This window comes from Glutamicibacter sp. BS14, from assembly GCF_056934375.1.
In genome coordinates this window covers 2,991,374-3,015,574 of the sequence record NZ_CM167801.1, presented here as the reverse complement: position 1 = coordinate 3,015,574, position 24,201 = coordinate 2,991,374, and the positions used below count along the sequence as shown (strand labels likewise).

The 24,201-nt window shown below is 64.1% G+C and carries 22 protein-coding genes; 13 read left to right on the top strand and 9 right to left on the bottom strand.

Annotated features, from left to right (window positions below; genetic code table 11):
• Positions 1–10: 10 nt before the first annotated feature.
• Both rsgA and aroA read right to left on the bottom strand, forming a co-directional pair.
• Positions 11–1,102, bottom strand: a complete 1,092-nt coding sequence (gene rsgA, locus AC1Z36_RS14155; RefSeq protein WP_105658377.1) for a ribosome small subunit-dependent GTPase A — start codon at positions 1,100–1,102, stop codon at positions 11–13.
• Complete coding sequence (aroA, locus tag AC1Z36_RS14150) at positions 1,102–2,418, bottom strand: 3-phosphoshikimate 1-carboxyvinyltransferase (RefSeq protein WP_133834483.1); 1,317 nt, start codon at positions 2,416–2,418, stop codon at positions 1,102–1,104. The genes rsgA and aroA overlap by 1 nt, the downstream gene beginning before the upstream one ends.
• Positions 2,419–2,713: 295 nt before the next feature.
• On the opposite strand from aroA, the gene AC1Z36_RS14145 reads away from it, so the two are divergent.
• Together AC1Z36_RS14145 and rsrA are read left to right on the top strand one after the other, a co-directional pair.
• Entirely contained in the window at positions 2,714–3,367 is a 654-nt protein-coding gene (locus AC1Z36_RS14145; RefSeq protein WP_166650812.1) for a sigma-70 family RNA polymerase sigma factor, read from the top strand.
• 1 nt (position 3,368) lies between these two features.
• Positions 3,369–3,629, top strand: a complete 261-nt coding sequence (rsrA, locus tag AC1Z36_RS14140; protein WP_105658379.1) for a mycothiol system anti-sigma-R factor — start codon at positions 3,369–3,371, stop codon at positions 3,627–3,629.
• A gap of 72 nt (positions 3,630–3,701) precedes the next feature.
• On the opposite strand, the gene AC1Z36_RS14135 is transcribed toward rsrA, so the two are convergent.
• From AC1Z36_RS14135 to AC1Z36_RS14125, 3 genes are all read right to left on the bottom strand, one after another.
• On the bottom strand, positions 3,702–3,776 hold the full coding sequence (locus AC1Z36_RS14135) for a 50S ribosomal protein bL37 (RefSeq protein WP_369299107.1): 75 nt from the start codon (positions 3,774–3,776) through the stop codon (positions 3,702–3,704).
• A 98-nt stretch (positions 3,777–3,874) separates the two neighbouring features.
• On the bottom strand, positions 3,875–4,480 hold the full coding sequence (locus AC1Z36_RS14130) for a GDSL-type esterase/lipase family protein (RefSeq protein ID WP_105658455.1): 606 nt from the start codon (positions 4,478–4,480) through the stop codon (positions 3,875–3,877).
• A gap of 215 nt (positions 4,481–4,695) precedes the next feature.
• Positions 4,696–8,454 carry a multifunctional oxoglutarate decarboxylase/oxoglutarate dehydrogenase thiamine pyrophosphate-binding subunit/dihydrolipoyllysine-residue succinyltransferase subunit gene (locus AC1Z36_RS14125; RefSeq protein WP_105658380.1) on the bottom strand — a complete coding sequence of 1,253 codons (3,759 nt, stop codon included), beginning with the start codon at positions 8,452–8,454 and terminating at the stop codon, positions 4,696–4,698.
• A 429-nt stretch (positions 8,455–8,883) separates the two neighbouring features.
• Here AC1Z36_RS14125 and AC1Z36_RS14120 point away from each other — a divergent pair, with 429 nt between their 5' ends.
• The 5 genes from AC1Z36_RS14120 to AC1Z36_RS14100 all read left to right on the top strand — a co-directional run bounded on the left by AC1Z36_RS14120 (position 8,884) and on the right by AC1Z36_RS14100 (position 13,805).
• The gene (locus tag AC1Z36_RS14120) at positions 8,884–10,200 is read left to right on the top strand and encodes a hemolysin family protein (protein ID WP_105658381.1); all 1,317 of its coding nucleotides are present in this window, start codon (positions 8,884–8,886) and stop codon (positions 10,198–10,200) included.
• Positions 10,193–11,266 carry a hemolysin family protein gene (locus AC1Z36_RS14115; RefSeq protein ID WP_166650811.1) on the top strand — a complete coding sequence of 358 codons (1,074 nt, stop codon included), beginning with the start codon at positions 10,193–10,195 and terminating at the stop codon, positions 11,264–11,266. The genes AC1Z36_RS14120 and AC1Z36_RS14115 overlap by 8 nt, the downstream gene beginning before the upstream one ends.
• A 130-nt stretch (positions 11,267–11,396) precedes the next feature.
• Entirely contained in the window at positions 11,397–12,230 is an 834-nt protein-coding gene (locus AC1Z36_RS14110) for a metal ABC transporter ATP-binding protein (RefSeq protein ID WP_105662569.1), read from the top strand.
• 9 nt (positions 12,231–12,239) lie between these two features.
• Positions 12,240–13,097: a metal ABC transporter permease gene (locus AC1Z36_RS14105; protein ID WP_105658383.1), complete on the top strand. Its 858-nt coding sequence runs from the start codon at positions 12,240–12,242 to the stop codon at positions 13,095–13,097.
• A 78-nt stretch (positions 13,098–13,175) separates the two neighbouring features.
• Positions 13,176–13,805: a maleylpyruvate isomerase family mycothiol-dependent enzyme gene (locus tag AC1Z36_RS14100; RefSeq protein WP_105658384.1), complete on the top strand. Its 630-nt coding sequence runs from the start codon at positions 13,176–13,178 to the stop codon at positions 13,803–13,805.
• A gap of 45 nt (positions 13,806–13,850) precedes the next feature.
• Here the strand turns inward: AC1Z36_RS14100 and AC1Z36_RS14095 are convergent, their stop codons facing one another.
• Positions 13,851–15,311 carry an HNH endonuclease gene (locus tag AC1Z36_RS14095; protein WP_483561368.1) on the bottom strand — a complete coding sequence of 487 codons (1,461 nt, stop codon included), beginning with the start codon at positions 15,309–15,311 and terminating at the stop codon, positions 13,851–13,853.
• A gap of 114 nt (positions 15,312–15,425) precedes the next feature.
• Entirely contained in the window at positions 15,426–15,851 is a 426-nt protein-coding gene (locus AC1Z36_RS14090) for a Fur family transcriptional regulator (protein WP_105658386.1), read from the bottom strand.
• Positions 15,852–16,003: 152 nt separating this feature from the next.
• On the opposite strand from AC1Z36_RS14090, the gene AC1Z36_RS14085 reads away from it, so the two are divergent.
• Genes AC1Z36_RS14085 through AC1Z36_RS14070 form a run of 4 tightly spaced genes read left to right on the top strand, consistent with a single transcriptional unit; the run spans position 16,004 to position 18,383 of the window.
• Complete coding sequence (locus tag AC1Z36_RS14085) at positions 16,004–16,708, top strand: MBL fold metallo-hydrolase (RefSeq protein ID WP_133834478.1); 705 nt, start codon at positions 16,004–16,006, stop codon at positions 16,706–16,708.
• Positions 16,705–17,541 carry a sulfurtransferase gene (locus AC1Z36_RS14080; protein ID WP_402697264.1) on the top strand — a complete coding sequence of 279 codons (837 nt, stop codon included), beginning with the start codon at positions 16,705–16,707 and terminating at the stop codon, positions 17,539–17,541. The genes AC1Z36_RS14085 and AC1Z36_RS14080 overlap by 4 nt, the downstream gene beginning before the upstream one ends.
• Positions 17,542–17,570: 29 nt before the next feature.
• Complete coding sequence (locus AC1Z36_RS14075) at positions 17,571–17,999, top strand: HIT family protein (protein WP_105662573.1); 429 nt, start codon at positions 17,571–17,573, stop codon at positions 17,997–17,999.
• 3 nt (positions 18,000–18,002) lie between these two features.
• Positions 18,003–18,383: a hypothetical protein gene (locus AC1Z36_RS14070; RefSeq protein WP_105662574.1), complete on the top strand. Its 381-nt coding sequence runs from the start codon at positions 18,003–18,005 to the stop codon at positions 18,381–18,383.
• On the opposite strand, the gene AC1Z36_RS14065 is transcribed toward AC1Z36_RS14070, so the two are convergent.
• The gene (locus AC1Z36_RS14065; protein WP_105658391.1) at positions 18,380–18,814 is read right to left on the bottom strand and encodes an Lrp/AsnC family transcriptional regulator; all 435 of its coding nucleotides are present in this window, start codon (positions 18,812–18,814) and stop codon (positions 18,380–18,382) included. The genes AC1Z36_RS14070 and AC1Z36_RS14065 overlap by 4 nt on opposite strands.
• 81 nt (positions 18,815–18,895) lie before the next feature.
• Here AC1Z36_RS14065 and AC1Z36_RS14060 point away from each other — a divergent pair, with 81 nt between their 5' ends.
• Positions 18,896–19,672, top strand: coding sequence for an AzlC family ABC transporter permease (locus AC1Z36_RS14060; protein ID WP_105658392.1), 777 nt, complete (start codon positions 18,896–18,898; stop codon positions 19,670–19,672).
• On the top strand, positions 19,662–19,985 hold the full coding sequence (locus AC1Z36_RS14055) for a branched-chain amino acid transporter permease (RefSeq protein WP_105658393.1): 324 nt from the start codon (positions 19,662–19,664) through the stop codon (positions 19,983–19,985). The genes AC1Z36_RS14060 and AC1Z36_RS14055 overlap by 11 nt, the downstream gene beginning before the upstream one ends.
• Here AC1Z36_RS14055 and hrpA read toward each other — a convergent pair.
• Entirely contained in the window at positions 19,980–23,939 is a 3,960-nt protein-coding gene (hrpA, locus tag AC1Z36_RS14050; RefSeq protein WP_483561367.1) for an ATP-dependent RNA helicase HrpA, read from the bottom strand. The two genes, AC1Z36_RS14055 and hrpA, sit on opposite strands and share 6 nt — an antisense overlap.
• Positions 23,940–24,201: the final 262 nt, after the last annotated feature.

The following is a 24,201-nucleotide window of genomic DNA, read 5'->3' as shown; positions in this document are numbered from 1 at the left end:
TTGCGGGCGCCTAGAGCGCGCCGAGCTCCTTTTCGTGCGTGGTTTCCTCGGTGGTGACCAGCCGGCGGTAGGAGGCCAACCGGTCAGCGGCCTGGGTGCCTTCGGCATTTTCGGCCCAGGCTTCCAGCGCGCAGCCCGCCTCGCCGGCGGCATGGGTGCAACCGCGCGGGCAGCCGGTGGCGATTTCTGCCAGGTCCTCGAAGGCGGCCAGGATATTGTCCCGGTCTACCAGTCCCAGCCCGAAAGAACGGATGCCGGGGGTGTCGATCAGCCAGGATCCAGGGGTGTCGCCCAGGCGCAGTGCCAGGGCGTTGGACGAGGTATGGCGTCCGCGGCCGGTGACCGCGTTGACGTGCCCGGTGGCGCGGGTCGAACCGGTCAGGGCGTTGACCAGGGTGGACTTGCCTACTCCGGAGTGGCCCAGCACTACCGAGACGCAGCCGGAGAGGATCTCTTCGAGTTCGGCCAGCGCGCCGGCATCCAGCCGGGCGCTGGAACCGTCGGCGCCGCGCGCGTCCACGCCGGAGGCGTCGGCAGTGGTGGTGCGGGAGATGACCACGGGGAACTCCAGTCCCTCGTAGTGCTTGAGGAAGTCGGCCGGATCCTTCACATCCGCCTTGGTCACGCACAGCACCGGCTGGATGCCGGCGTCGAAGGCGGCGACCAGCGCGCGGTCCACGAAGCCGGTGCGCGGCTCGGGATTGGCGGCGGCCACGACGATGACCAGCTTGTCGACATTGGCGACGACCACGCGCTCGGTGGCGTCGGTGTCGTCGGCGCTGCGGCGCAGCAGCGTGGTGCGCTCTTCGATGCGGATCAGCCGGGCCAGGGTATCGGGCTTTCCGGAGGTGTCGCCCACCAGTCCCACCAGGTCCCCGGGCACGATCGCCTGGCGGCGCAGCTCGCGGGCCCGGGCGGCGATGACGATGCGCTCCGTGGCGGTGTCCTCATCCAGGATTGCGGTGTAGCGGCCCCGGTCCACGGTGATGATGCGGCCGATGACCGCCTGTTCGTAGGCCGGGCGGTCCTTGGTGCGCGGACGGCTGCCCTTCTTGTTGGGGCGGACGCGGACCGAGGATTCGTCGTAGTCGGAGTAGCGCATTAGCCCTGGCCCTTTGCGGTAGCCGCCATGCGGGACCATAGCTGCGGGAAATCCGGCATGGTCTTGGCGGTGGTGGCGATGTTTTCCACGCGCACCCCGTCGATGGCCAGGCCCAGCAGGGCACCGGCGGTCGCCATGCGATGGTCCTCGTAGGAATCGATATCCGCTGCCTGCAGGGCTCCGGGAACGATTTCCAGCGCGTCCGCGGTGGCGGTGATTCTGGCGCCCACCTTGGACAATTCGGTTTCCAGCGCGGCCAGCCGATCGGTTTCATGGCCGCGCAGGTGCCCGATGCCGGTCAGCTTGCTCGGCGAATCGGCCAGCACGCACAGTGCTGCCAGGGTAGGGGCCAGCTCGGAGGCATCGGCGTAGTCGATGCCGCGGATGACTCCGGTTCCGCGCACGGTGAGCACGCCGTCGCCGCCGTGGCTGACTTCCGCTCCCATCGCGGCCAGTATTTCTACCCACTTGCCGCCGACCTGGGTGGTCCTGGCAGGCCAGAAGGGCACGCTCACGGTGCCATGGCTCGCCAGCGCGGCCGCCAGGAACGGTCCGGCGTTGGACAGGTCCGGTTCCACGGTGACGGTGAAGCCCGCCAGCTGGCCCGGGGCGATGCTCCAGCCGCGCGCGTCGGCATCGACGCTTACCTCTACGCCCAAATCGCGCAGGGTCTGGACGGTCATCGCGATGTGGTCCGGGGAAGCGATAGGCCCCGGCGCCGCGCGCAGCTTCAGCCCGCCGGGCAGGGCCTGGCCAACCAGCAGCAGCGCGGAGATGAACTGGGAGCTGCCCGACGCGTCGATGACCACTTCGGCATCCTGCTTCAGCTCGCTGGCATCAATGGTGAAGGGCAGCATGCCGGTGCTCCCGGCGTAGTCGATGCGGGCGCCCAAGGCTGCCAGCGCGTCCAGTACCGGGGCCATGGGTCGCACGCGGGCCGCGGCGTCGCCGTCGAAGGCCACCTTGGCGCCGGCGACGGCAGCCAATGGGGGAACGAAGCGCATCACCGTGCCCGCCAAGCCGCAGTCGATCGCCAGCGGTCCGGCGGCCAGCTGGCCCGGGGTGATGTCCACGGTGGTGGAGCCGTCGGCCTGCTCGGTGCGCTTGATCCCGACCCCGAATCCGGCCAGGGCGCTGAGCATCAGCTCGGTGTCGCGGCTGATCAGCGTGTTGTGGATCGTGGATGGCGAGGAGGCCAGGGCCGCAAGGATCAGATACCGGTTGGTCAGCGACTTCGAAGCTGGCACCGGGACGGTTGCATCCAGTCCGGCGGCGGCATAGGGCGCTGCCCACCAGTTCTTTTCTGCGTCGTGCAGCTGATCGAGGGGGCTCCCGGGGGCGCTTGCAGTGCTGATTGGTAGATCCTTAGGCTCGAGGCTTCAATTCGGGGCCGCTGGCAGTACCGCAAGTACTGTGCGCCCACTGCCTAATTCTAGCCGAGATCGGTGCGGGAATAAGGCTTTAGCTCCGCTGGTTATACCTACTGTGACGATACGACAGGACACTTCAAACGCCGGCGGCACCGCTTGCGCCGTCGCCGAGCAACCGCGGCCGGCCCGGGCCCGCGCTGGCACGCGCATAAAGCCGTTCGAACGCGTAGACTCGGCAGTGATGAACAACAAGAGTGTGGACGAGAATTTGCCCGATGTGGCCTCCGAGTCCGAGCAGCAGCGCCGCGAACGCTTCGAGCGTGACGCGATGCAGTACGTGGACCAGCTCTATTCGGCTGCCCTGCGCATGGCGCGCAACCCGTCGGATGCCGAGGATTTGGTGCAGGAGGCCTACACCAAGGCCTATTCCGCCTTCCACCAGTACAAGCCGGGCACCAACCTGAAGGCCTGGCTGTACCGCATCCTGACCAACACGTACATCAATTTGTACCGCAAGCGCCAACGCGAGCCGCTGCGCACTTCCACCGATACGGTCGAGGATTGGCAGATGGCCCAGGCCATGGAGCATTCGCCGACCGGCTTGCGCTCGGCCGAGGCCGAGGCGCTGGACCACCTTCCGGATTCGGATGTGAAAGCCGCGCTGCAGTCGATCGGCGAGGATTTCCGCATGGCCGTCTACTTCGTGGATGTCGAGGGCTTCAGCTACAAGGAAGCCAGCGAGATCCTGGGCGTGCCGATCGGCACCGTGATGTCCCGGTTGCATCGCGGACGCAAGAACTTGAGGGAACTGCTGGCCGATTACGCAGCAGATCGTGGGATCGCCACCGGCACCCAGAGCAAGAGTGCCGCCAAGGCTGACCGAGGAGCGAAATAAGATGGATTGCAATTCAATGGGTGATTGCGCCGATGACCGCATCGTCCGCATCTACGAGTACCTCGACGGAGCGCTGACGCTCGATGACCTCAAGGAGGTCAAGTCCCATCTGGATGGCTGCCCGGAATGCACCGAGCAGTACGATCTGGAGTGCATCATCCGCTCGGTGGTGCGCCGCAGCTGCCAGGAGCATGCCCCGCAGACCTTGAAGGCCAGCATCATCGCGCGGATCTCGCAGATCCGCGTGGAATCAGGCCACTAGCACGGCAAAGAGAAACCCCGTATCTTCCGAGTTGATCTCGAAGGGTACGGGGTTCTTTTTTGTTCGCTTCGCTTAGCTGTTTGGGCGCTTGCCGTGGTTGGCACCGCCACGCTTGCGATCGCGACGCTTACGAGCGCGCTTCGACATGGTGACTCCTTAGAGGGAACAATATTGCTTCCCGAAAATTCGGGCCGGCTCATAGTCTTTCACACTTCCGGCCCATTTTCCTAACGGACCGGCGGTCCCTAGCCCTCGCCTGGCTCAGGCAACTCCAGCCAGGAATACCAGCCGCGGTGCAGCACCAGCCAGGCCATCAGCCCGTAGCCTGCCTGGCCGGGCACCCCGCCGGAAGCGTTCAGATCGGCACGCCACTGGGCATGGGAACGCAGGGGCGTGAAGGTATCGACGTAGTGGTGGTTGCGGCGCAGCGCCACATCCGAGTAGACGCGGTTCAGTTCTGCCACGCGCTGGTTGCGCGCATCATCCAGGCCCGGGGCCGGGCCGACCAGCAAGGCCTTGATGTTCATCTGCGAGGCCGAATCCAGGATGTTGGCCAGGTTCAGCCGGCTGCGCGCGGTGGTGACATCCAGATCGACGTCGCGGTCCGAGAGCGCGATGACCAGGCGGTTTTCGTATTGGTCGCTGAATCGGCGGGAAGCTTCCCCCAGCCAGCGTTCGGCCAGCGCTTCGGATCCCTCGGCCGGGGAAGCCAAGACGAAGGACTGCAGGCGCAGGGCCGGATCCTGGGTGCGGGCCACGACGCGGCCGAACCAGCCCAGGCCCCGCGGGTCGCCATGTCCGGCCAGTAGCTCATCTCCGATTGCGGTAATTCGGATTGTGCGTAACTCCAACTGGGCGACCTTTCGTTGGCTCAAAAATGATGAATCGCTCCCCACCTTAGCAGTCGGAACGCTGGCATCGGGGGAGGCGGTCATTGGTTAAACCCCACAATTCCCTGCGAAAAACCAGCGCCGGGGTTAAAGCGCTGTTGCCGGCGAACCTCCGAGGTGGAACCCCCGGATAATTCGCCGGCAACAGTTGGCCAGCAGCGTTCAGGCGATGCGGTCTAGCGGGCGAAGGCCTGCTGGATCAGCACTGCGTTTTCTGCGTCGTGGCGCTTTGCATTGCCAGCGGAGGTCGCAGCCGATGCCGGGCGGGAGATCAAGGTGATCTTCTGCTCCAGTGCCGGTGCAACGTACAAGCCGAAGAACGGCCATGGACCCTGGTTCGCAGGCTCGTCCTGGACCCAAGCCACCTCGGCGTTCGGGTACTTGGCCAGTTCGGCAGCGATCTGCTCGGCCGGAGCCGGGTAGAGCTGCTCGACGCGTACCAGCGCGGTCTTGGTGTCGTTCGCCTTGGTGCGAGCGGCCAGCAGATCGTAGTAGACGCGGCCCGAGCACAGCAGCACCTTGTCCACGGCGTTCGCATCGGTGATCGACGCATCGCCGATGACCTCGCGGAAGCCTCCGGTGGTGAAGTCCTCTACCGAGCTGGCCGCGGCCTTCAGGCGAAGCAGCTGCTTCGGGGTGAAGACGATCAGCGGCTTGCGCGGACGGGCGTAGGCCTGGCGGCGCAGCAGGTGGAAGTGGTTTGCACCGGTGGAAGGCTGGGCAACGACCATGTTGTTCTCGGCGCACAGCTGCAAGAAGCGCTCGATGCGGGCCGAGGAGTGATCCGGGCCCTGGCCTTCGTAGCCGTGCGGCAGCAGCATGACCAGCGAGGAGGACTGCGACCACTTCTGCTCTGCGGAGGAGATGAACTCGTCGATCACGGTCTGCGCGCCATTGACGAAGTCGCCGAACTGCGCTTCCCACATGACCAGTGCATCCGGGCGTTCTACCGAGTAGCCGTACTCGAAGCCGAGCGCGGCGTATTCGGAGAGCAGGGAGTCGTAGATCCACAGCGGTGCCTGGTCTTCGGCCAGGTGGTGCAGCGGGTACCACTCGGTGTCGTTCTCGCGGTCGTGGAAGACTGCGTGGCGCTGCACGAAGGTGCCGCGGCGCGAGTCCTGGCCTGCCAGGCGGACCGGCACGCCTTCCATGGTCAAGGTGCCCAGGGCTGCCAGTTCTGCGAAGCCCCAGTCGATGCCGCCTTCGCGGGACATCTTCTCGCGGCGCTCGAGCAGCGACTTCAGCTTGGTGTGCATGGTGAAGCCGGCCGGGATATCCAGGTGGGCGGCACCAATCTTCGCCAGCGTCTGGGCGGTGATGGCCGAGCCGCGTGCGCCGTCGACGGTGTTCTCGTCGGCAGCCTGGGCGAATGGCTTCTCCAGGTCGTTGATGGTCGAGCCCGGGGTGATGATCGGGATCGGCGAAGTCTGGGCCGCATGCGTCTCGGCGAAGATGCGCTCCAGGTTCTCCTTGTACTCGGCCAGCACGTTCTCGGCTTCTTCCTGCGTGATGTCGCCGCGGCCCACCAGGGCCTCGGTGTACAGCTTGCGGGTCGAGCGCTTGGCTTCGATCAGGTTGTACATGATCGGCTGGGTCATCGAAGGGTCATCGCCCTCGTTGTGGCCGCGGCGGCGGTAGCACACCAGGTCGATGACGACGTCCTTGCCGAACTTCTGGCGGTACTCGAAGGCCAGCTGGCCCACGTGCACCACTGCCTCCGGGTCATCCCCGTTGACGTGGAAGATCGGAGCCTGCACGGTGCGTGCAACGTCGGTTGCGTACACCGAGGAGCGCGAGGAGCTCGGCGCGGTGGTGAAGCCGATCTGGTTGTTCACGATCACATGGACGGTGCCGCCGGTCTTGTAGCCGGGCAGCTGGCTCATGGCCAGTACCTCGGAGACCACGCCCTGGCCGGCGAATGCCGCATCGCCGTGGACCAGGATCGGCAGCACGGTGTTCTTCTGGTTCAGGCGGTCCAGCTTGGCGCGGGTGATGCCCTCGAGCACTGGATCGACTGCTTCCAGGTGCGATGGGTTGGCAGCCAGGTAGATCTTGGTCTGGTTGCCCGCATCCGAGGTGTACGAACCCTCGGTGCCCAGGTGGTACTTCACATCGCCCGAACCCTGGACCGAGCCCGGGGTTGCGGTGCCTTCGAATTCGCGGAAGACCTGTGCGTAGGTCTTGCCGGCGATGTTGGTCAGCACGTTCAGGCGGCCGCGGTGGGCCATGCCGATCGCGACCTCGTCCAGCTGCTCGTCGGCTGCGTCGGAGATGATCGCATCCAGCAGTGGAATCAGCGATTCGCCGCCTTCCAGCGAGAAGCGCTTCTGGCCAACGAACTTGGTCTGCAGGAAGGTCTCGAAAGCCTCGGCGGAGTTCAGCTTCGACAGGATGCGCAGCTGCTCTTCGCGGCTTGGCTTGGCGTAGCCGGACTCCAGCTTGGCCTGGAACCATTCGCGCTCTTCGGGGTTCTGCAGGTGCATGTACTCGGTGCCGATGGTGCGGCAGTAGGCATCGCGCAGCACGCCGAGGATGTCGCGCAGCAGGCCGCGGTCCTTGCCGCCCAGGCCGCCGGCCAGCCATTCGCGGTCCAGATCCCACAGGGTCAGGCCGTAGGAATTGATGTCCAGGTCCGGGTGCTTGCGCTGGACGTACTCCAGCGGGTTGGTATCGGCCATCAGGTGGCCGCGCACGCGGTAGGAGTTGATCAGGTGCTGGATGCGGGCAACCTTGTTGACCTGCAGGTCGATGTCGACCTGGTTGTCAACGGCCCAGCGAACCGGCTCGTAAGGGATGCGCAGCTGCTCGAAGATCTCGTCGTAGAAACCCTGCTCGCCCAGCAGCAGCGACTCGACCAGCTTCAGGAATTCGCCCGAACCTGCACCCTGGATGACGCGGTGGTCGTAGGTGGAGGTCAGGGTGATGTGCTTGCCGATACCCAGGGCGGCCACGGTCTTCTCCGAGGAGCCGCGGTACTCTGCCGGGTATTCCAGTGCGCCAACGCCGATGATCGCGGCCTGGCCCTTGGACAGGCGTGGAACCGAGTGAACGGTGCCGATGCCGCCTGGGTTGGTCAGCGAAACGGTGGTGCCTGCGTAGTCGTCAGCGGTCAGCTTGTTGCCGCGGGCGCGCTTGATCAGGTCTTCGTAGGTGGCCCAGAACTCGTTGAAGCTCAGGGTCTCGGCAGCCTTGATGTTCGGCACGGCCAGCATGCGGGTGCCATCCGGCTTCGGCATGTCGATCGCGATGCCGAAGTTCACGTGGGCTGGCTGGATCGCAGTTGGCTTCTTGTCGATCACGTCGTAGGTGACGTTCATCGACGGGATCTGCTTCAGCGCACGGATCACGGCGAAGCCGATCAGGTGGGTGAAGGAGATCTTGCCGCCGCGAGCGCGCTTGAGGTGGTTGTTGATGACAATGCGGTTGTCGATCATCACCTTCGCCGGTACGGCACGCACGGTGGTGGCCGTAGGCACGGTGAGGGAGGCATCCATGTTGGTTGCGATGGCCTTCATTGGTCCACGCAGCGGGGTGCGCTTTTCCTCACCGAAAAGTTCGGTGGACGGCGTAGCCTTCGGAGCCTGTGCCGGGATCGGCGCAGTCTTCGGTGCTGGCTCGGCCTTCTTGGCTTCAGCGGCCGGAGCTGGTGCTGCCTTGGCAGCCGGTGCTGGTTCGGAGGCACGGGCCTGGGCTGCGGCGCGTGGCGCGCCCTGCCCGTTGGCTGCAGATGCTGCGGCAGGTGCTGCCGCTGCTGGCGCCGGCTGCGCTGCCGGTGCTGCTGGTGCCTTCTTTTCGGCGGCGAGAGATTCGAAAATATCCCACCATTTCTTATCTACCGAGTTCTTGTCGACGAGATACTGTTCGAACAGCTCGTCTACTAGCCACTCGTTTCCACCAAACTCTTCAGTAAGTCGGTGGTGTGCTTGCTCTGGCACGTGCAACGCCTCTTCCCTGATTTCTACGTTGTTCTAGCTTGAGCCGGTGGTCTTTCGAGGACGTGATACGACCACTGCGGCCCACAAGATTTCTAGACCTGCGCACCAGTCTAGTGACTTTTCCGCCCACTTGGCCACGGCACGTATGTAATGTCACGAAAGTGTTGCGCCTAACATGCCGTTCAGCGTATCCAAAGCACCGCTGGGCGAGCATGTGTCGAAGTGGTGCGCAATGGCCCTTCGTTCGATAGACTAATTCGCACTATGGAATCCCACTCTCCAAGCCGGTGTGCCGCCCAAGGGCGCAGTGCCGGCCACAACAGTCCATGTTCAGGAAGTTCCGCCTCCCTTTTGGAGCCTTCTAGTTGCCGCCCTGTCGGCACTGGAACTGAACTTCGCACGCCAGTGAATAGGCGGCGGTAAACGCCTATGGAATGGCTCTCAATACTTTTCGGCCTGCTGCTGATTCTCGGCACCGGCTTCTTCGTGGCCGTGGAATTCTCCCTGGTCGCCCTGGATAAAAGCACCGTGCAGCGTGCCGTAAATGACGGCGAGCGTGGCGCTAAGCCGCTGCTGCAGTGCCTCACCTCCCTCTCTACCCAGCTGTCCAGCTGCCAGCTGGGCATTACGCTGACCACGCTGCTGACCGGCTACGTGCTTGAACCCGCAATGAGCGCGCTGCTCGAGCCGTTGATGGAACAATTCGGCATTCCGGCCGCAAGCTCGCTGGCCATTGCCGTGGTGATCTCGATGGTTGTTGCCACCTTGCTTTCGATGCTGATCGGCGAACTGGTCCCGAAGAACATGGCAATTGCCCAGGCGATGAAGGTTGGCAAGCTGCTGGCCCGCCCGCAGCTGGTTTTCACCGCCATCTTCAAGCCGGCCATCATCGTGCTCAACGGCTTCTCGAATGCGGTACTGCGCAAGTTCTTCGGACTCGAAGCCAAGGAAGAAATCTCCGCGGCCCGCTCCTCGCAGGAACTGGCATCGCTGGTCCGCCGTTCGGCTCAGCTGGGCACCTTGGATGTGCAGACCGCTCGCTTCGTGGAATCCACCATTGAATTCTCCGAGCGCACCGCCGCCGACGTGATGACCCCGCGAACCTCGATGTCCACCATTGATTCCGAGGCGGCACTTTCCGAGCTGATCGAGGTCAGCGCGGACACCGGATTCTCGCGTTTCCCGGTCACCACCGGCTCCACCGATGAAATCCAAGGCATCTGCCACGTCAAGGCAATTGTCTCGGTGCCCCGCGAACGCCGCGCAGCGCTGCAGGTCGGCGAGTTCGCCCGCGACGCGCTGTACGTTCCGGAAACCATTCACCTGGATGTGCTGCTTGAGCAGTTGCGCGCCGCCGAGTTCCAGGTCGCGATCGTGATGGACGAATACGGTGGAACCGCTGGACTGGTGACCCTTGAAGACCTGGTCGAAGAAATCGTCGGCGAAGTTTCCGATGAGCACGACGAGGACGAGGAGGAAGCAGTCACCCAGCCCGACGGCAACTGGCTGTTCCCGGGCATGTACCGCCCGGACCAGATCAACGAGAACTTCGATACGGACGTCATCCCGGAAGAGTCGACCTACGAAACCATCGGCGGCTTCATGCTCGCCGAACTGGGCCGCTTGGCTGAACTCAATGACCGCGTCGCCACCGAGCACGGCACCTTCACGGTGACCGAGCTCGATGGCCGCCGCATCTCGCAGGTTCGTTTCGAACCAGCAGTGCAGGAGGATGGCAATGAATGACTTCATGGGCCTGGTCTGGCTGATTGTCTTGCTGGCTGGCAATGCCTTCTTCGTTGCCGGCGAATTCGCGGTGATGAGTGCGCGTCGTTCGCAGATTGAACCCTTGGCCGACGAGGGCAATAAGCGGGCAAAGATCGCGCTGTACGCCATGGAGCATGTTTCGATCATGCTCGCGGTGTGCCAGTTGGGCATTACCGTTTGCTCGCTGCTGATCCTGAATATTTCGGAGCCGGCGATCCACCACCTGCTGGCCGAACCGCTGACCATGATCGGCATGGCCGAATCAGCTGCGGACACCGTAGCGTTCCTGATTGCCTTGATCCTGGTGACCTTCCTGCACGTGACCTTCGGCGAAATGGTGCCGAAGAACATTTCGGTTTCCGTTGCGGACAAGGCCGTGCTGCTGCTGGCCATGCCACTGGTCGGCCTGTCCAAGGTGCTCAAGCCGATTACGGCGTCGCTCAATGGCGTGGCGAACCTGGTGCTGCACGCCTTCGGTATCGAACCGAAGGATGAGGTGGCCAGCTCGTATACAGCCGCTGAAGTCCGATCGATCATCGATGCTTCATCCGAGGAAGGCGCGCTGGATGAGGACGATGCCGCACGCTTGACCAAAGCGCTGGAATTCTCCTCGGTTACCGCGCGCAGCTGCATGGTTCCGCTGGATGACCTGTTCACCTTGGAATACGGGCAGACGACCGCGCGCGCTTTCGAGAAGAAGGTCGGCAAGACCGGATTCTCGCGCATGGTGATCACCAAGAACGAGGTTCCGGTGGGCTACTGGCATGTGAAGGACGTGATGCTCATCGATGATGCCCACTCCACGCAGCCACTGCTTGATTTGCCATTGCACCCGCTGGGCCGGTTGGAGCAGGACACCGAAATCGAGGCCGCCCTGGAAGCGATGCGGCAGGAAGGCAACCACCTTTCGGCGGTTGTCGACGAGTCGGGGGCAACGCTCGGCGTGCTCTTCCTGGAGGACGTGATCGAGGTGCTGGTCGGTGAAATCACCGATACCACGCGAAAACGCGTCAACCCGCCTCGCAGCGAAAAACGGGCAAATTAGCTCAAGCTCACCCCTGAGTGCATATTGCGAATGACTCGCAACTGATACGATTGACTGCGGCACCCATTGCGGGTGCCGCAGTTTTTCGTTGCCGGCCCATCCTCAGCCAGCGCAATCCAGAAAGCAGTCAATGACAGAGACCCCCATCGTCAGGTTTGAAGACGCGCGCCTTGCCTATGGCTCCCGCGTGCTCTGGGATGAACTCAACCTATCCATAGCGGCGGGGGAGTTCCTTGCAGTTCTAGGGCCCAACGGCTCGGGCAAGACCAGCTTCATCAACACGATGCTCGGCACCACCGCGCTCAATCGAGGCAGGGTCTCGATCGCCGGGGAGGCCGTGCGCCGGGGGTCGGCTGCCGTGGGGTTGATCCCGCAGCAGCGCCCCTTCGGGGACAACGTTCCCCTGCGCGCTCGCGACCTGGTCGCACTGGGACTGGATGGAACCCGGCCCGGGATTCGCGTGGCCCGCAGGGCCGTGCGCAACAAGGTCGACGAACTGCTGGAACTGGTCGGCGCTACCGCCTACGCCAACCGTGCGGTGTCCGACCTTTCCGGAGGCGAGCAGCAGCGCCTGCGCGCAGCGCAGGCTTTGGCCAGCGATCCCCGGGTCCTGCTATGCGACGAGCCGCTGCTCTCCCTGGACCTCAATCACCAGCAGGCGATCAGCGAAGTGATTCACCGCCAGGCCGCAGAGCGCGGCAGCGCGGTAGTCTTCGTGACGCACGAGATAAACCCGATCCTGCCCTATGTCGACCGCGTCTTGTACCTGGCCGAAGGTCGCTTCCATCTGGGCAGCGTGGATGAAGTCATGCAGTCTGCGGTGCTCACCGAACTTTACGGTGCTCCGGTCGAGGTGCTGCGGGTCAATGGCCGCATCGTGGTGGTCTCGGGCGATGGCAATCGGGCATTGCCGGCCGATGGGCACGACCACGTTGAAGAAATCGATCTAGAGACCGGAAAGTAGGAGCAGGACATGGACTTTTCGGATCTCATCGAGAAGGCGTTCAACTTCCAGGATTACGGACTGCTGCTTCCGCTGGTGACCAATTCCCTGATTGCCGGTGCAGTCCTGGGCGTGGTTGGCGGTCTGATCGGCATCTTCATCATGATGCGGGACATGGCTTTCGCCGTGCACGGCATCGCTGAGCTGTCCTTTGCGGGGGCGGCCTTCGCCTTGCTCATCGGCGCCGACGTGGTGACTGGCTCGGTGTTCGGGTCCATGATCGCGGCGCTGATCCTTGGCATTCTCGGAACCCGGGCGAGGGACCGGAATTCCATCACCGGCGTGCTGATGCCTTTCGGCCTTGGCCTGGGCATCTTGTTCCTGTCGCTGTATGAAGGGCGAAGCGCCAATAAGTTTGGCCTGCTGACCGGCCAGATCGTGGCCGTGGATGACGTGCAATTGACAGGAATGCTGGTCCTTTCGGCGGTGGTAGTGATCGCGCTGCTGGTTATTTGGCGTCCGCTGACCTTCGCTTCGGTGGACCCGGTGGTTGCCAATGCCCGGGGCGTGCGCACTGCTGGCCTGTCCATCGTCTTCATGATGATCCTGGCGCTGGCTGTAGCGGTGACGATTCAAGTGGTCGGTGCCTTGCTGGTGCTGGCGCTGCTGATCACGCCCGCCGCAGCCGCCATGCGCGTGAGCTCCAATCCGGTCATCACCGTCGTGCTCTCCATCGTGTTCGCGGAACTGGCTGTCGTGGGCGGCATCCTTCTTGCCCTGGCTGGTTCCTTGCCGATCAGTCCATATGTGACCACGATTTCGTTCGTGATCTATGTGGTCTGCCGCGGAATCGAAGCGGTGCGTTCCCCTCGCCGCCACCAAGTCTAGGAGCTGCATTCGGCCTGCGCGCCCCCGCTGGTTCCGGGCCCGGTTGACTAGCAAGCAGCCGAACCTCCAAGCTGGAGCATGAGCAAAATTCCAGCCAGTGAGATCTGGCCATTGGTGCATGCCGAACGCCTGGCCCTGATCGACGATCTGGGAACTTTGGATCCGGATCAGTGGGAAGTTCCCTCCCTGTGCGATGGGTGGAGCGTCCATGACGTGGCTGCTCATTTGGCAGATAACGCGCGTGCGACTTTCTTCCGCCTGCTTGCCGGGATGGCCAAGGCCGGATTCAGCTTGGACCGCCAGAACGACAATGGCGTGGCCGCCGAGAAGGCCGCGACTCCCGATGGGACATTGCGCAGGCTCGTCGAGGTCGCGGCTTTGCGGGCCACTCCACCGGTTCCGCTTGCCAGCAGGTTGGTGGAGGAAATCGCCCATGGGGAAGACATCCGTCGTGCCGTGGGCCTGAAACGGGACTATCCTGCAGAATCCCTGGAGCCAGCAATCAAATACCAGGCAGCGACCCCGCAGGGTGTCGGGGGTGCCAAGGAATTAGCGAGCAGGGTCCAGCTGTGCAGCGAAGACGAAGACTTCCGGCTGGGCATCGGCCCGCAGATCGCAGGACCGCGCCTTGAACTGCTGATGCTGGTTTCAGGCCGAGGCAAGCACGCTGTGGGCCTGACGGGTCCGGGGCTGGCCCTCGTGCGGTAAATTGCAGAATAGGGAGGGGCCGCGCGGCAGAACGCGCGCCGCTGCCTAGGTTTCAGTAGTTCCTGGTCCGTCGGGCCTGGTGAGCCGTTCCTTGAAATCAGCGAACCATTTCGAGTCGCGCATTAGTTGCGGGAATGGCTTGTGCATGAATCCAGTTGCCGGTGGCGCAGTGGATCGATAGGACATCGCCGAGCCCGGACAGATCATCATCGAGTGCCGATCGCGGAAAGCGGTGTACTCGTACCAGCCGTCGGCCTGCTTTGCCTTGTTGCAGGTCGCGCAACGGCCCGAAGCATTGGCCACGGTCGTCTTGCCGCCACGTGCATACTGGAGCACGTGGTCTGTTTCTTCGACCAGCCCGTCGCAGAAGGGCGTTCGGCAATGCCGATCGCGAATCCCGATGAACCTCTTGAGCTTATCCGGGAAGATCCGGGCTTTGGAATCCATCGCGATCAGTTCCTGGTCCCCGGGAGCGGTGTAGAGACGAGTTATCTCCGTCATCACTTCGATCCGCTCAATATTCTCGGGGGCGAGTTCGGCTTCCATTTCCGCGAAGGTCAGCTCGTTGGGAATCTGGTGGCCGCCAATGAGTTCCCGCGCAGTCTGCGCGGGGATGAAGCCGTAGCCTTCCAAGTAGGCCGGTTCGCGATCACCCATGAACAGCGCTCTATCGGTCATGACCAGTCCGAGCTGGACGTTGATCTTCTGCTCATTGTTTTCATCGAAGAACATGTAGCGGGCCAGCAGATCGGCCTGGATCTGGGTGCGGGTGCGGGCATCGCCCTTGCGCTTGATCCTGCATGACTGGTTTCGCAGCGTCATCTGCAATCCGGTTCCGCCAACGATAGGCAGACGGGCCTGGAGGAAGACGCACCCTGCTTCCCGATCGGTGCGGAAGCGAACGTAGCGTTGCTGGTTGGCTTCCTTCAGCTTCTTGTCTTCCCGGTCCGATGCGTACTTGATCGTGAAGCTGGTGACCGTCTCCTTGATGCGCTTGGGGCCCATGGATTCGAACATGTCTGGATTCTGCCCGTAGATCGCATCGAACTCGGTGCGGCGCAATGGCCGGACTTCCTGCAGCGGGGTGAGCATTGCATTGATCTGCGCTTCGGTGAATTCACCACGGGAGAATGCGGCAGCGATATTCGGGGTGTCCTCGAAGAGGATGCGGCAATTGGCCAGGTAGTTCCTGGAGCCTCGTTGAGTCTGCTTGCGGGCGATGGCGACGCGGCTGGCCGCTCCGCGGACCTGGTCATCGATGTTGGTGCCGCGCTCTTCATTCTCGCGCAGGATTTCCTTCTCCAACTGGTGAGCCAGGCCGGCTTGCTGATAGCGCAAGGATGAGACCAGTCCTTCGACGGACTCGATAACCCGGGCGCACGCGGCCTTGCCGCCGTGGTCATGGAACCATGACAGGTCGTTCTGCAGCTGGATCAGGTGGGATTCGAAATCCGGCTGATCTGCTGGGCGGGCTAGGCTGTTTCCGTGCGCCTTTGCTTCGAGCATAGTACTAGTATACGCCCATTGTTCGAATATGTCTTCGAATAATTCAGCTGGGGATTACCGAATTCTTGGGGCGCTGAACAGTCCGCTGGACCCAGGTCCAGGCAGCGGAAAGGGCTACGAGGCAGCGGGGGCGCCAGCCTTGGCTTTGGCACGGCAGTCGGCGCAGAGGCCGTAGATTTCCACGGTGTGCTCGGGATCGGAGAAGTCGTGCTCCGCGGCAACCCGAGCGGCCCAGCGCTCGACGGAAGGGGCAAGTACCTCGACGGTTTTGGAGCAAACGCGGCAGACCAGGTGATGGTGGTGGACCTCGGTGACGCACTGGCGGAAGCGGGCTTCGCCATCTCCGCTGCGCAGCACATCGACCAGGCCATCGTCGGCCATGGACTGCAGCAGGCGGTACACGGTGGCCAGCGAAACCTTTTTCTCCGAATCCTGCAGCCAACGATGCAGCTGCTGGGCGGTGGCGAAATCATCGACCTCGCCCAGTGCCTCGGTGACGGCCAGGCGCTGCTTGGTGACCCGGGTTTCTGGCTGGGACATCGACGTGCACCATTCCTTGAGTTTGTTGCGGACCGGCGATGAGCCAGCGAACTGGGCCAATCACCTGCGGTTTCCCTCAATTTTAGCCAACTTTGCGTTGCAATGCGTGTCTGGCTCTGGCATGGGCGGGGCGCTGAGCCTACGCTAAGGATATGCGCATCAAACTTAGGGGCCATTCCTGCTTGGAAGCGAGCACGATCGACGGCAAGGTCTTGCTGGATCCGGGCGGATTTTCGCAGCTTGACGACGCGTTCGACGGCATCAATGCCGTGCTGGTCACCCATGAGCATGCTGACCATGCCGACCAGCCGGCCATTGCCGCCGCGCTGGAGGCGAATTCCATCCTGGAGCTCTACGCGCCGGCCGCGCTGGCGCAGGCGATGCGCGACCAGCTGCCGCCAGCGGCCCAATCCCAGGTGGTGACGGTGCGAGCCGGGGCCGACTTCATTGTCGGCGGCATTCGCGTACGGACTTTCGGAGGCACCCACGCCACCATCCACCATTCCATTGCAGTGGTTGCCAACGTGGGCTACCTCCTGGGGGACCGCGCGGTAGGCCAGCTGGAGGTCTTCCACCCGGGCGACAGCTACCAGGTGCCGGTGGGGGCGCAGCCGGATGTGCTGCTGCTGCCGGTGATGGCCCCGTGGGGCAAGATGGCCGAGGCTGCCGACTTCGCGGTGGCCGTGGATGCGAAGTGCTGGATGCCGATCCACGACGGGCTGCTCAACGCCGACGGACTGGGGCTTTTCGATCGCCAGCTCGGCGCGATCGCCCAGCGGGCAGGATGCAGCTATGTGCGCTTGGAACCTGGAATCGAACATCATCTCGACGAGTTGCTGGGAGGCACCAACGAATGAACCCCTTGATAAGCGCCGCGCAGCTTCGCGAAATCCTGGACGCCGGGGGCCAGCCGGTGCTGCTCGATGTGCGGTGGGTCCTGGGCCGCGACGACGGGGCGCAGAGCTACGCTGCCGGGCATATCCCCGGCGCGGTGTTCGCTGACCTGGAAAAAGAGCTTTCCGGTGCGCCGGGCGAGCATACCGGCCGCCACCCGCTGCCTTTGCCGGCGGACTTCGAGCAGGCCGCGCGCGGCTGGGGCATCAACGCCCAGAGCCACGTGGTGGCGTACGACAACTCCGGAGCCCTCGCCGCGGCCCGGGCCTGGTGGCTGCTGCGCCATGCCGGATTCGACCGCGTGCAGGTGCTCGACGGCGGGCTCGAGGCCTGGACGGACGCCGGCGGAGAGCTGGCGCTGGGCTACGAGCAGGCCGCCAAGGGCAGCGTTTCGCTGTCGTGGGGCCGGATGCCGGTGGTGGAGTACGAGGAGCTGGACACCTTGCCCGGCACCCTGATCGACTCGCGGGCCACCGCGCGCTACCTGGGCATCGAGGAGCCCATCGACCCGGTGGCCGGGCATATTCCCGGTGCGCTGAACCGTCCCACCACCGACAACCTCGACGCGCAGATGCGTTTCCGGGCGCCGGAGGTGCTGCATTCCAGCTTCGTGACGCTGGGTGCCCACAGGCCGGGATCGGCCGCCTACTGCGGTTCGGGGATCACCGCGGCGCACCAGGTATTGGCCGCGGCAAGTGCCGGGATCCCGCTGGGGCTCTTCCCCGGCAGCTGGTCCGAATACTGCTCCTACCCGGATGCGCCGGTCGCTACGAGCGACGAGAAGCACCGCCACTAGAATTCAGCCATCGAGCAAGAAAGGCAGCAATGAGTACGCTGTTCACCAAGATCATCAACGGGCAGATCCCGGGCCGCTTCGTGTGGGAGGACGAAACCTGCGTGGCGTTCTTGTCCATCGGGCCGCTCTCCGACGGGCACGCACTGGTGGTTCCGCGCGAGGAAATCGACGAGTTCACCGATGCCTCCGACGAGCTGGTTGCGCACCTGACCCTGGTCGCGGCCAAGATCGGGCGCACCCAGAAGCGCGTGTTCTCCGCGCAGCGCGCGGGCCTGATGATCGCCGGATTCGAGGTGCCGCACCTGCATGTGCATGTCTGGCCGACCAACTCGCTGGCGGACTTCGACCTGTCCAATGCGGCCGATAACCCGGATCCGGTGGCCATGGACAAGAACGCGCAAGCGCTTCGCGCGGGCCTGCGCGAAGATGGCCACGGGGAATTCGTGCCCGAGGCCTAGCCGGTGCAATTCATCCGCTACCAGGGCACCGAGCCCAATCACCGCGGCGTGCACCTGGGGATTTTCGCGCTGGCCAATTCCCTGGGCCACGGCGGGAAGCTGAGCGCCGCCGAACACGCCATCTGGCGTGCGGGCAACGACTGGTACGACGCTGCCTATCCGAACCCGAGCCGCACCCATCGGGCAATCTACGATCATGCGATCAACCCCGGGGCCGTGGCGTGGTTCAAGGGCAGCGCGCAGCACCTGCTGGAGCGCGTCGAGCCGTATTTGCGGTTGCTCGACGCGCACCGGATCGGCTGGGAGAAGCTGGAAAGCAGTGCTCCGGGCACCATCATCTACGAAGATGACGTGCAGGTGATCGCCACGCCCGCAGTGCCCTAGCCCTTCACCCGGCGCATGGTCATGTGGGAGGTGACGCGGCGGACCGCCGGCAGCGCGGTCAGCTTGGGAATCAGGTCCCGGTCGTAGGCCTCGGCATCGGCCACCTGGATGCGCAGGAAGTAGTCGGGCTGGCCGTAGAGGCGGCGTATTTCGGTGACGCCGGCAACGGTGTCCACCGCCTTCTCGAATTCGTCGAGGCTGTGCTCGTTGTTCATTTCGACGTCAATGGCCACGGTAACCTCGAAGCCCCTGCCATAGGCCTTGGGATTGACGATCGCCTTGTAGCCATGGATGATTCCCTCGGCCTCCAGGCGCTGGACGCGGCGCAGGCAGGGAGCGGGGGTCAGGCCCACCCTGCGCGAGAGCTCGAGGTTGCTGATGCGGCCGTCATTTTCCAGTTCGGCAATAATTGCGCGGTCAAGATCATCCATGCATCTATTATTGCCGATCCAACCCGTCGGTTGGCTAGAATTGGCAACCATATTTGGCTTGGAATTTCCTAATATTGCTTCATGAGCGAAAAACTGGCAATTAAAGGTTCCCGGCCTTTGTCCGACGAGGGCCGATGGCAGCAGATCAGGCTGGGCGCGAAAAATGTGCTTCCCGCCAGTCTGGCGGTCATGCCATTGGGCCTGGCCCTGGGCGTGCTGCTGGTGCGCTCGGGATTGCCCTGGTGGTCAGCTCCCTTGCTTGCCGGGCTGGTGTTCGCCGGTTCCCTGGAATTCCTCTTGATCGGGCTGCTTGCCGCCGTGGCGCCGCTGTCCCATATCGCCCTGACCACGCTGGTAGTCAATTTCCGCCACGTATTCTATGCGATCTCTTTCCCGCTGCACCGGGTCAAGGGCCAGGGGGCGAAGTTCTACAGCATGTTTGCGCTGACCGATGAGGCCTATGCGCTGACCCTGCAGGCCGAGCGGAAGGACTATTCCTCGACGCGGATCCTGGCCATCCAGAGCCTGTTCCATGCAAGCTGGACCACCAGCGTGCTGGGCGGATCGCTGCTGGGCGCAATGATCCCCGAATCCATCAGGGGTCTGGAATTCGCGGTGACCGCATTGTTTGCCGTGCTGGCGATCGAAGCGTTCAAGGCCTACCGCAGTGTGCCGCTGTCCATGCTGGCGCTGATCAGCGCCGTGGCGGCCAGCTGGATCGCACCGCAGAGCATGATGGTGGTAGCCATGGCGATTTTCCTGGCCGGACTTGCGGCGGCCTACCTGCTGCGACGGCGCACCGGCACCGCTCAGCAGGCCGGCGGGCAGCAGGCGGGAGAAGCAGCCGATGCCCGATAGCCTCTACCTCTTCTCGGCCATCGCGTTGAGCACCGCAGTGACCTTCGGGCTGCGTGCCTTGCCCTTCGCCTTCATCGCCAAATTGCGCAGCAACGCGTTCATCAACTACCTGGCGCTGCGCATGCCCTTGGGAATCATGGTGGTGCTGGTTGCTTCCACGGTGCCTGCCGGCATTGCGGATCCGGCCGTGGCGTGGCCGGTGGCCACCGCCCTGGCGGCCACCGTGGTGCTGCACCTGCTCAAGTCCAATGCGGTGCTCAGCGTGCTGGGCGGTACCGCCGTCTACGTTGGGATCCTCAGCTGGCCGCTATAGCTGCGCCAGCGAATCCTTGATCGCCTTGCGGATGCGCTTTTCGCTGACCGAATAGGCGGTGCCCAGCTCTTGGGCGAACAGCGAAATGCGCATTTCCTCCAGCATCCACTTCACCTGGGCCAAGTCCGCCGGCACCCGGGCTCCGGGCGGAACCCGATCCAGGGCGGTATCGTATTCGTCTTCCAGCTTCTGGATCACGACCAGGGCCTGGGAATCACGGGTGACCGCACCTGCGCGCAGCTTCTCCAAGCGCTTCTCGATGCCCTGCACATAGCGCGGCAGGCGCATCAGGTTCGCTGCCCCGGTGGCCGCGATGAAGCCCGGATAGATCAGCTGCTCGAGCTGGGAGCGGATATCGGTGACTGCCGCGAACATCGCCAGGGAGTTGGTGCTCTTCAGATCCTTGTTGATCCGGGTCGAGGAGCCGAAGACCTTCGCCACGATCCCGGTAATCGTGAAGACCGTGTCGATCTGCTCGGCGCGCACCGTCTCGAACAGCGCCTCGAATTCGGCGCGGTTCATCGGTAGCTTCTCGGGCACCAGCTGGTCTACCGCGGCCATGGTGCAATCGGCAATCAGCTTCTCGATGGACCCGTGCGGGTTCTGCGTGAACACCAGCTTCTCAGCGTTCTTCAGGTGCGAAATCACGAACTTCCCGGCAGGCGGCAAGCGCAGCATCAGCAACCGGATGACACCGGTGCGGTGCGCCGCATCGCGCTCGGCCTGGGTGCGGAAAACACTCAGGTCGACCTTTTCGCCGGTGTCCATCAGCCCCGGATAGGCGGTGATCTGCTGGCCCATCACCGTGGTGGTGACCTTGGCAGGCAGCGTATCGCCCAGGGTTTCGCCTGATGATTCCAGCTGCGGCCAATGATCCAGCGACTTCTGGTCCCAGGCGCCGGTGGCCGCCGCTGCGGTGGCCGCGGCGCCCTTCTTCTTGGACTGCGCCTTCGACGCGGCCGCAGGCCTGCCAGGCACCCCCGGCTTGCCGGTGGCGACACCGGGGGAGTTGACCCCGCTGGCCAGCGCGGCGCGGTTGGCCGCGGCGAACTTGTACTGCAAGGCGGCCAGGTCATCGCCGCTGCCCAGCGCCTTCCCCGAAGCATCGGTGACGGTGAAGCCGAAGCGCAGGTGCGCGGGCAGCGTGGAGAAATCGAACACCGAAGGCTCGACGACCATGCCGCGCAGCCGGCGCAGCACCAGCGCCAGGGAATCGGCCAGGTCATCGGCCGCCGGATCGAAGTCCGCCTCCAGCATGGCCAGCGCCTTGGCCGCCACATCCGGGGCGGGCACGAAGTTCTTGCGGATGGCCTTGGGCATCGAACGGATCAGCGCGGTGAGCAGCTCGTGGCGCAACCCCGGAATCAGCCAGGCGAAGCGCGCGGGATCCAGCTGGTTCAAGAACACCACCGGGACCGTGAGCGACACGCCATCGCCTTCTCCTGGGGCGGCCGCCGGGTTGTACTCGTAGGACAGCGGCAAGTGGATGCTGCCCAGCTGCCAGGTGGTGGGGAACGCGGCCTCGTCAACCGCATCGGACTCGGCCAGCAGCGCCTCGGGGTCGAAGTCCAGCAGCGAGGGATCGGTGGCGCGGGCCTTCTTCCACCAGCGGTCGAAGTGGCGCTCCGAGTAGACCTCGGCGCCCACCCGGGCATCGTAGAAGGCGAACAGGTCTTCATCGGAAATGCGCAGGTCATGGCGGCGCATGCGGGTTTCGAGCTCTTCGACTTCTTCGAGCAGCGCCCGGTTCTTGGCGAAGAACTTATGGTGGGTGCGCCAATCGCCCTCCACCAGCGCGTGGCGGATGAACAGCTCGCGAGCCAGGTCCTTATCCACCCGCCAGTAGTGGAACTGGCGGCGCGGGATGATCGGCAGGCCGAAAAGCGTGACCTTCTCGTAGCCCATGACCGAACCGGTGCGCTTGGACCAGTGCGGCTCGGAGTGGGTGCGCTTGAGCAGGTGCGGAGCCAGCTCTTCCACCCATTCGGGGGAGATGGCCGCGTTGGTGCGGGCCCACAGCCGCGAGGTTTCCACCAGCTCGGCGGACATCACCCAGGTCGGGGACTTCTTGAACAGGCCCGAGCCGGGGAAGATCGCAAAACGGGTGCCGCGCGCGCCCAGGTAGTCGCGCTTGCGCTCATCGTAGAGCCCGATGTGCCCCAGCAGGCCCGACAGCAGCGACTTGTGCACCTGGTCCTCATTGGCCGCCGGGTCGATCGGGGCGGCCGCCATGGTGATGCCCAGCGGCTTGGCCAGCTGGCGCAGCTGGGTGAACAGGTCCTGCCACTCGCGCACGCGCAGGTAGTTGATGAACTCGTTCTTGCACAGCCGGCGGAAAGCGGAGGAGGACAGGTCCTTCTGCTGCTCCTGCAGGTAGGCCCACAAATTCAGCAATGCAATGAAGTCGGACTTGTCATCGGCGAAGCGCTTATGCAGCTCCACCGCACGATCACGCTGCCCGGTCTCCTCGCTGGGACGCTCGCGCGGGTCCTGGATGCTCAGCCCGGCAGCCAGCACCATCACTTCCTTGGCGACCCCGCGCTGTGCGGACTCGACGATCATCCGGCCCAGGCGCACATCCAGCGGCAGCACCGCCAGCGCCCTGCCGGTTTCGGTCAGCTTCGCGGCCTTGTCCTGCTCCAGCGCACCGAGCTCGCGCAGCAGGCTCACGCCATCGGTGATGGCCTTGGCTTCGGGCGGCTGGACGAACGGGAAGCTGGCAACCTCGGCGGCCGAAGCGACCACGCCCATGGAGATCATCTGCAGGATCACGCTGGCCAGGTTGGTGCGCAGGATTTCCGGGTCGGTGAATTCGGGACGCGCCTCGTAGTCGGGCTCCGAGTACAAGCGGATGGCGATGCCCTCCGACACGCGGCCGCAACGTCCCGAACGCTGGTTGGCGCTGGCCTGGGAGACGCGCTCGATGGGCAGGCGCTGCACCTTGGTGCGGTGCGAGTAGCGCGAAATGCGGGCGGTGCCGGTATCGATCACGTACTTGATGCCCGGCACCGTCAGCGAGGTCTCGGCGACGTTGGTGGCCAGGATGATGCGCGGGGCGCCACCGGGGTGGAAGACCCGGTGCTGCTCGGCCAGCGACAGCCGGGCGAACAGCGGGAGCACCTCATAGCGCGGCAGGCGCTTATTGGCGGTGACCATGGCGCGCAAGGCTTCGGCCGCGTCGCGGATTTCGCGCTCGCCGGAGAAGAAGATCAGGATGTCCCCGGGCGCTTCGCCGCTCAGTTCCTTGACCGCGTCGGTGACCGCATCCAGTGGGTCGCGTTCTTCCTCCAGCGTGTTCTCCGCGGCCTCGTCCGCGTCGACATCGAGCTCGGCCTGCAGCGGGCGGTAGCGCAATTCGACGGGGAAGGTGCGCCCGGAAACCTCCAGGATCGGGGCAGGCTCGACGCCGCCGCCGGGCAGCGGCTTGCCGAAGTGCTCGGCGAAGCGCTGCGGGTCGATGGTGGCGGAGGTGATGATGATCTTCAGCTCGGGGCGCTTGGGCATGATCTGCTTGAGGTAGCCCAGCAGGAAATCGATGTTCAGGCTGCGCTCGTGGGCCTCGTCGATGATGATCGCCGAGTATTTCTTGAGCAGCTTGTCGCGCTTGATCTCGGCTAGCAGGATGCCGTCGGTCATCACCTTCAGCTTGGTCTTGCGCGAAACCTCGCCGGTGAAGCGCACGTGGAAGCCGACTTCCTCGCCGATTTCGGTGCCCATTTCCTCGGCGATGCGCTCGGCCACGGTGCGCGCGGCCAGGCGGCGCGGCTGGGTGTGCCCGATCATGCCCTTCTCGGCCAGGCCGAGCTCGATGAGCATCTTGGGAAGCTGGGTGGTCTTGCCCGAACCGGTTTCGCCGGCGATTACCACGACCTGGTTTTCGCGGACCGCGGCGAGGATGTCCTCGCGGCGGGCTGAAACGGGAAGGGCTTCGGGATACGTAATGCTGAGCGCCATGATGTTCCCATTCTATTCGCGCCACGCATTTTCGTGGTGGCCGCCGGGCCGAAGCCCGATTCGGGGCAGGAAATGTGCTCCCGGACGCATTGCTCCATGAGTCAAATTTTCAGATTGTCCAAGCAATTGTCGACAAGTTCGGGCCGGTAAATACAAAACTTCCAGATTCTGCTTCCCGGCGGAGCATTTGTGTCCACAAGAATCCGTATCAAGATGCAAACGTCTAGGAATCGACCTTGATTGTAGGCAAGGTGAGGTCGTT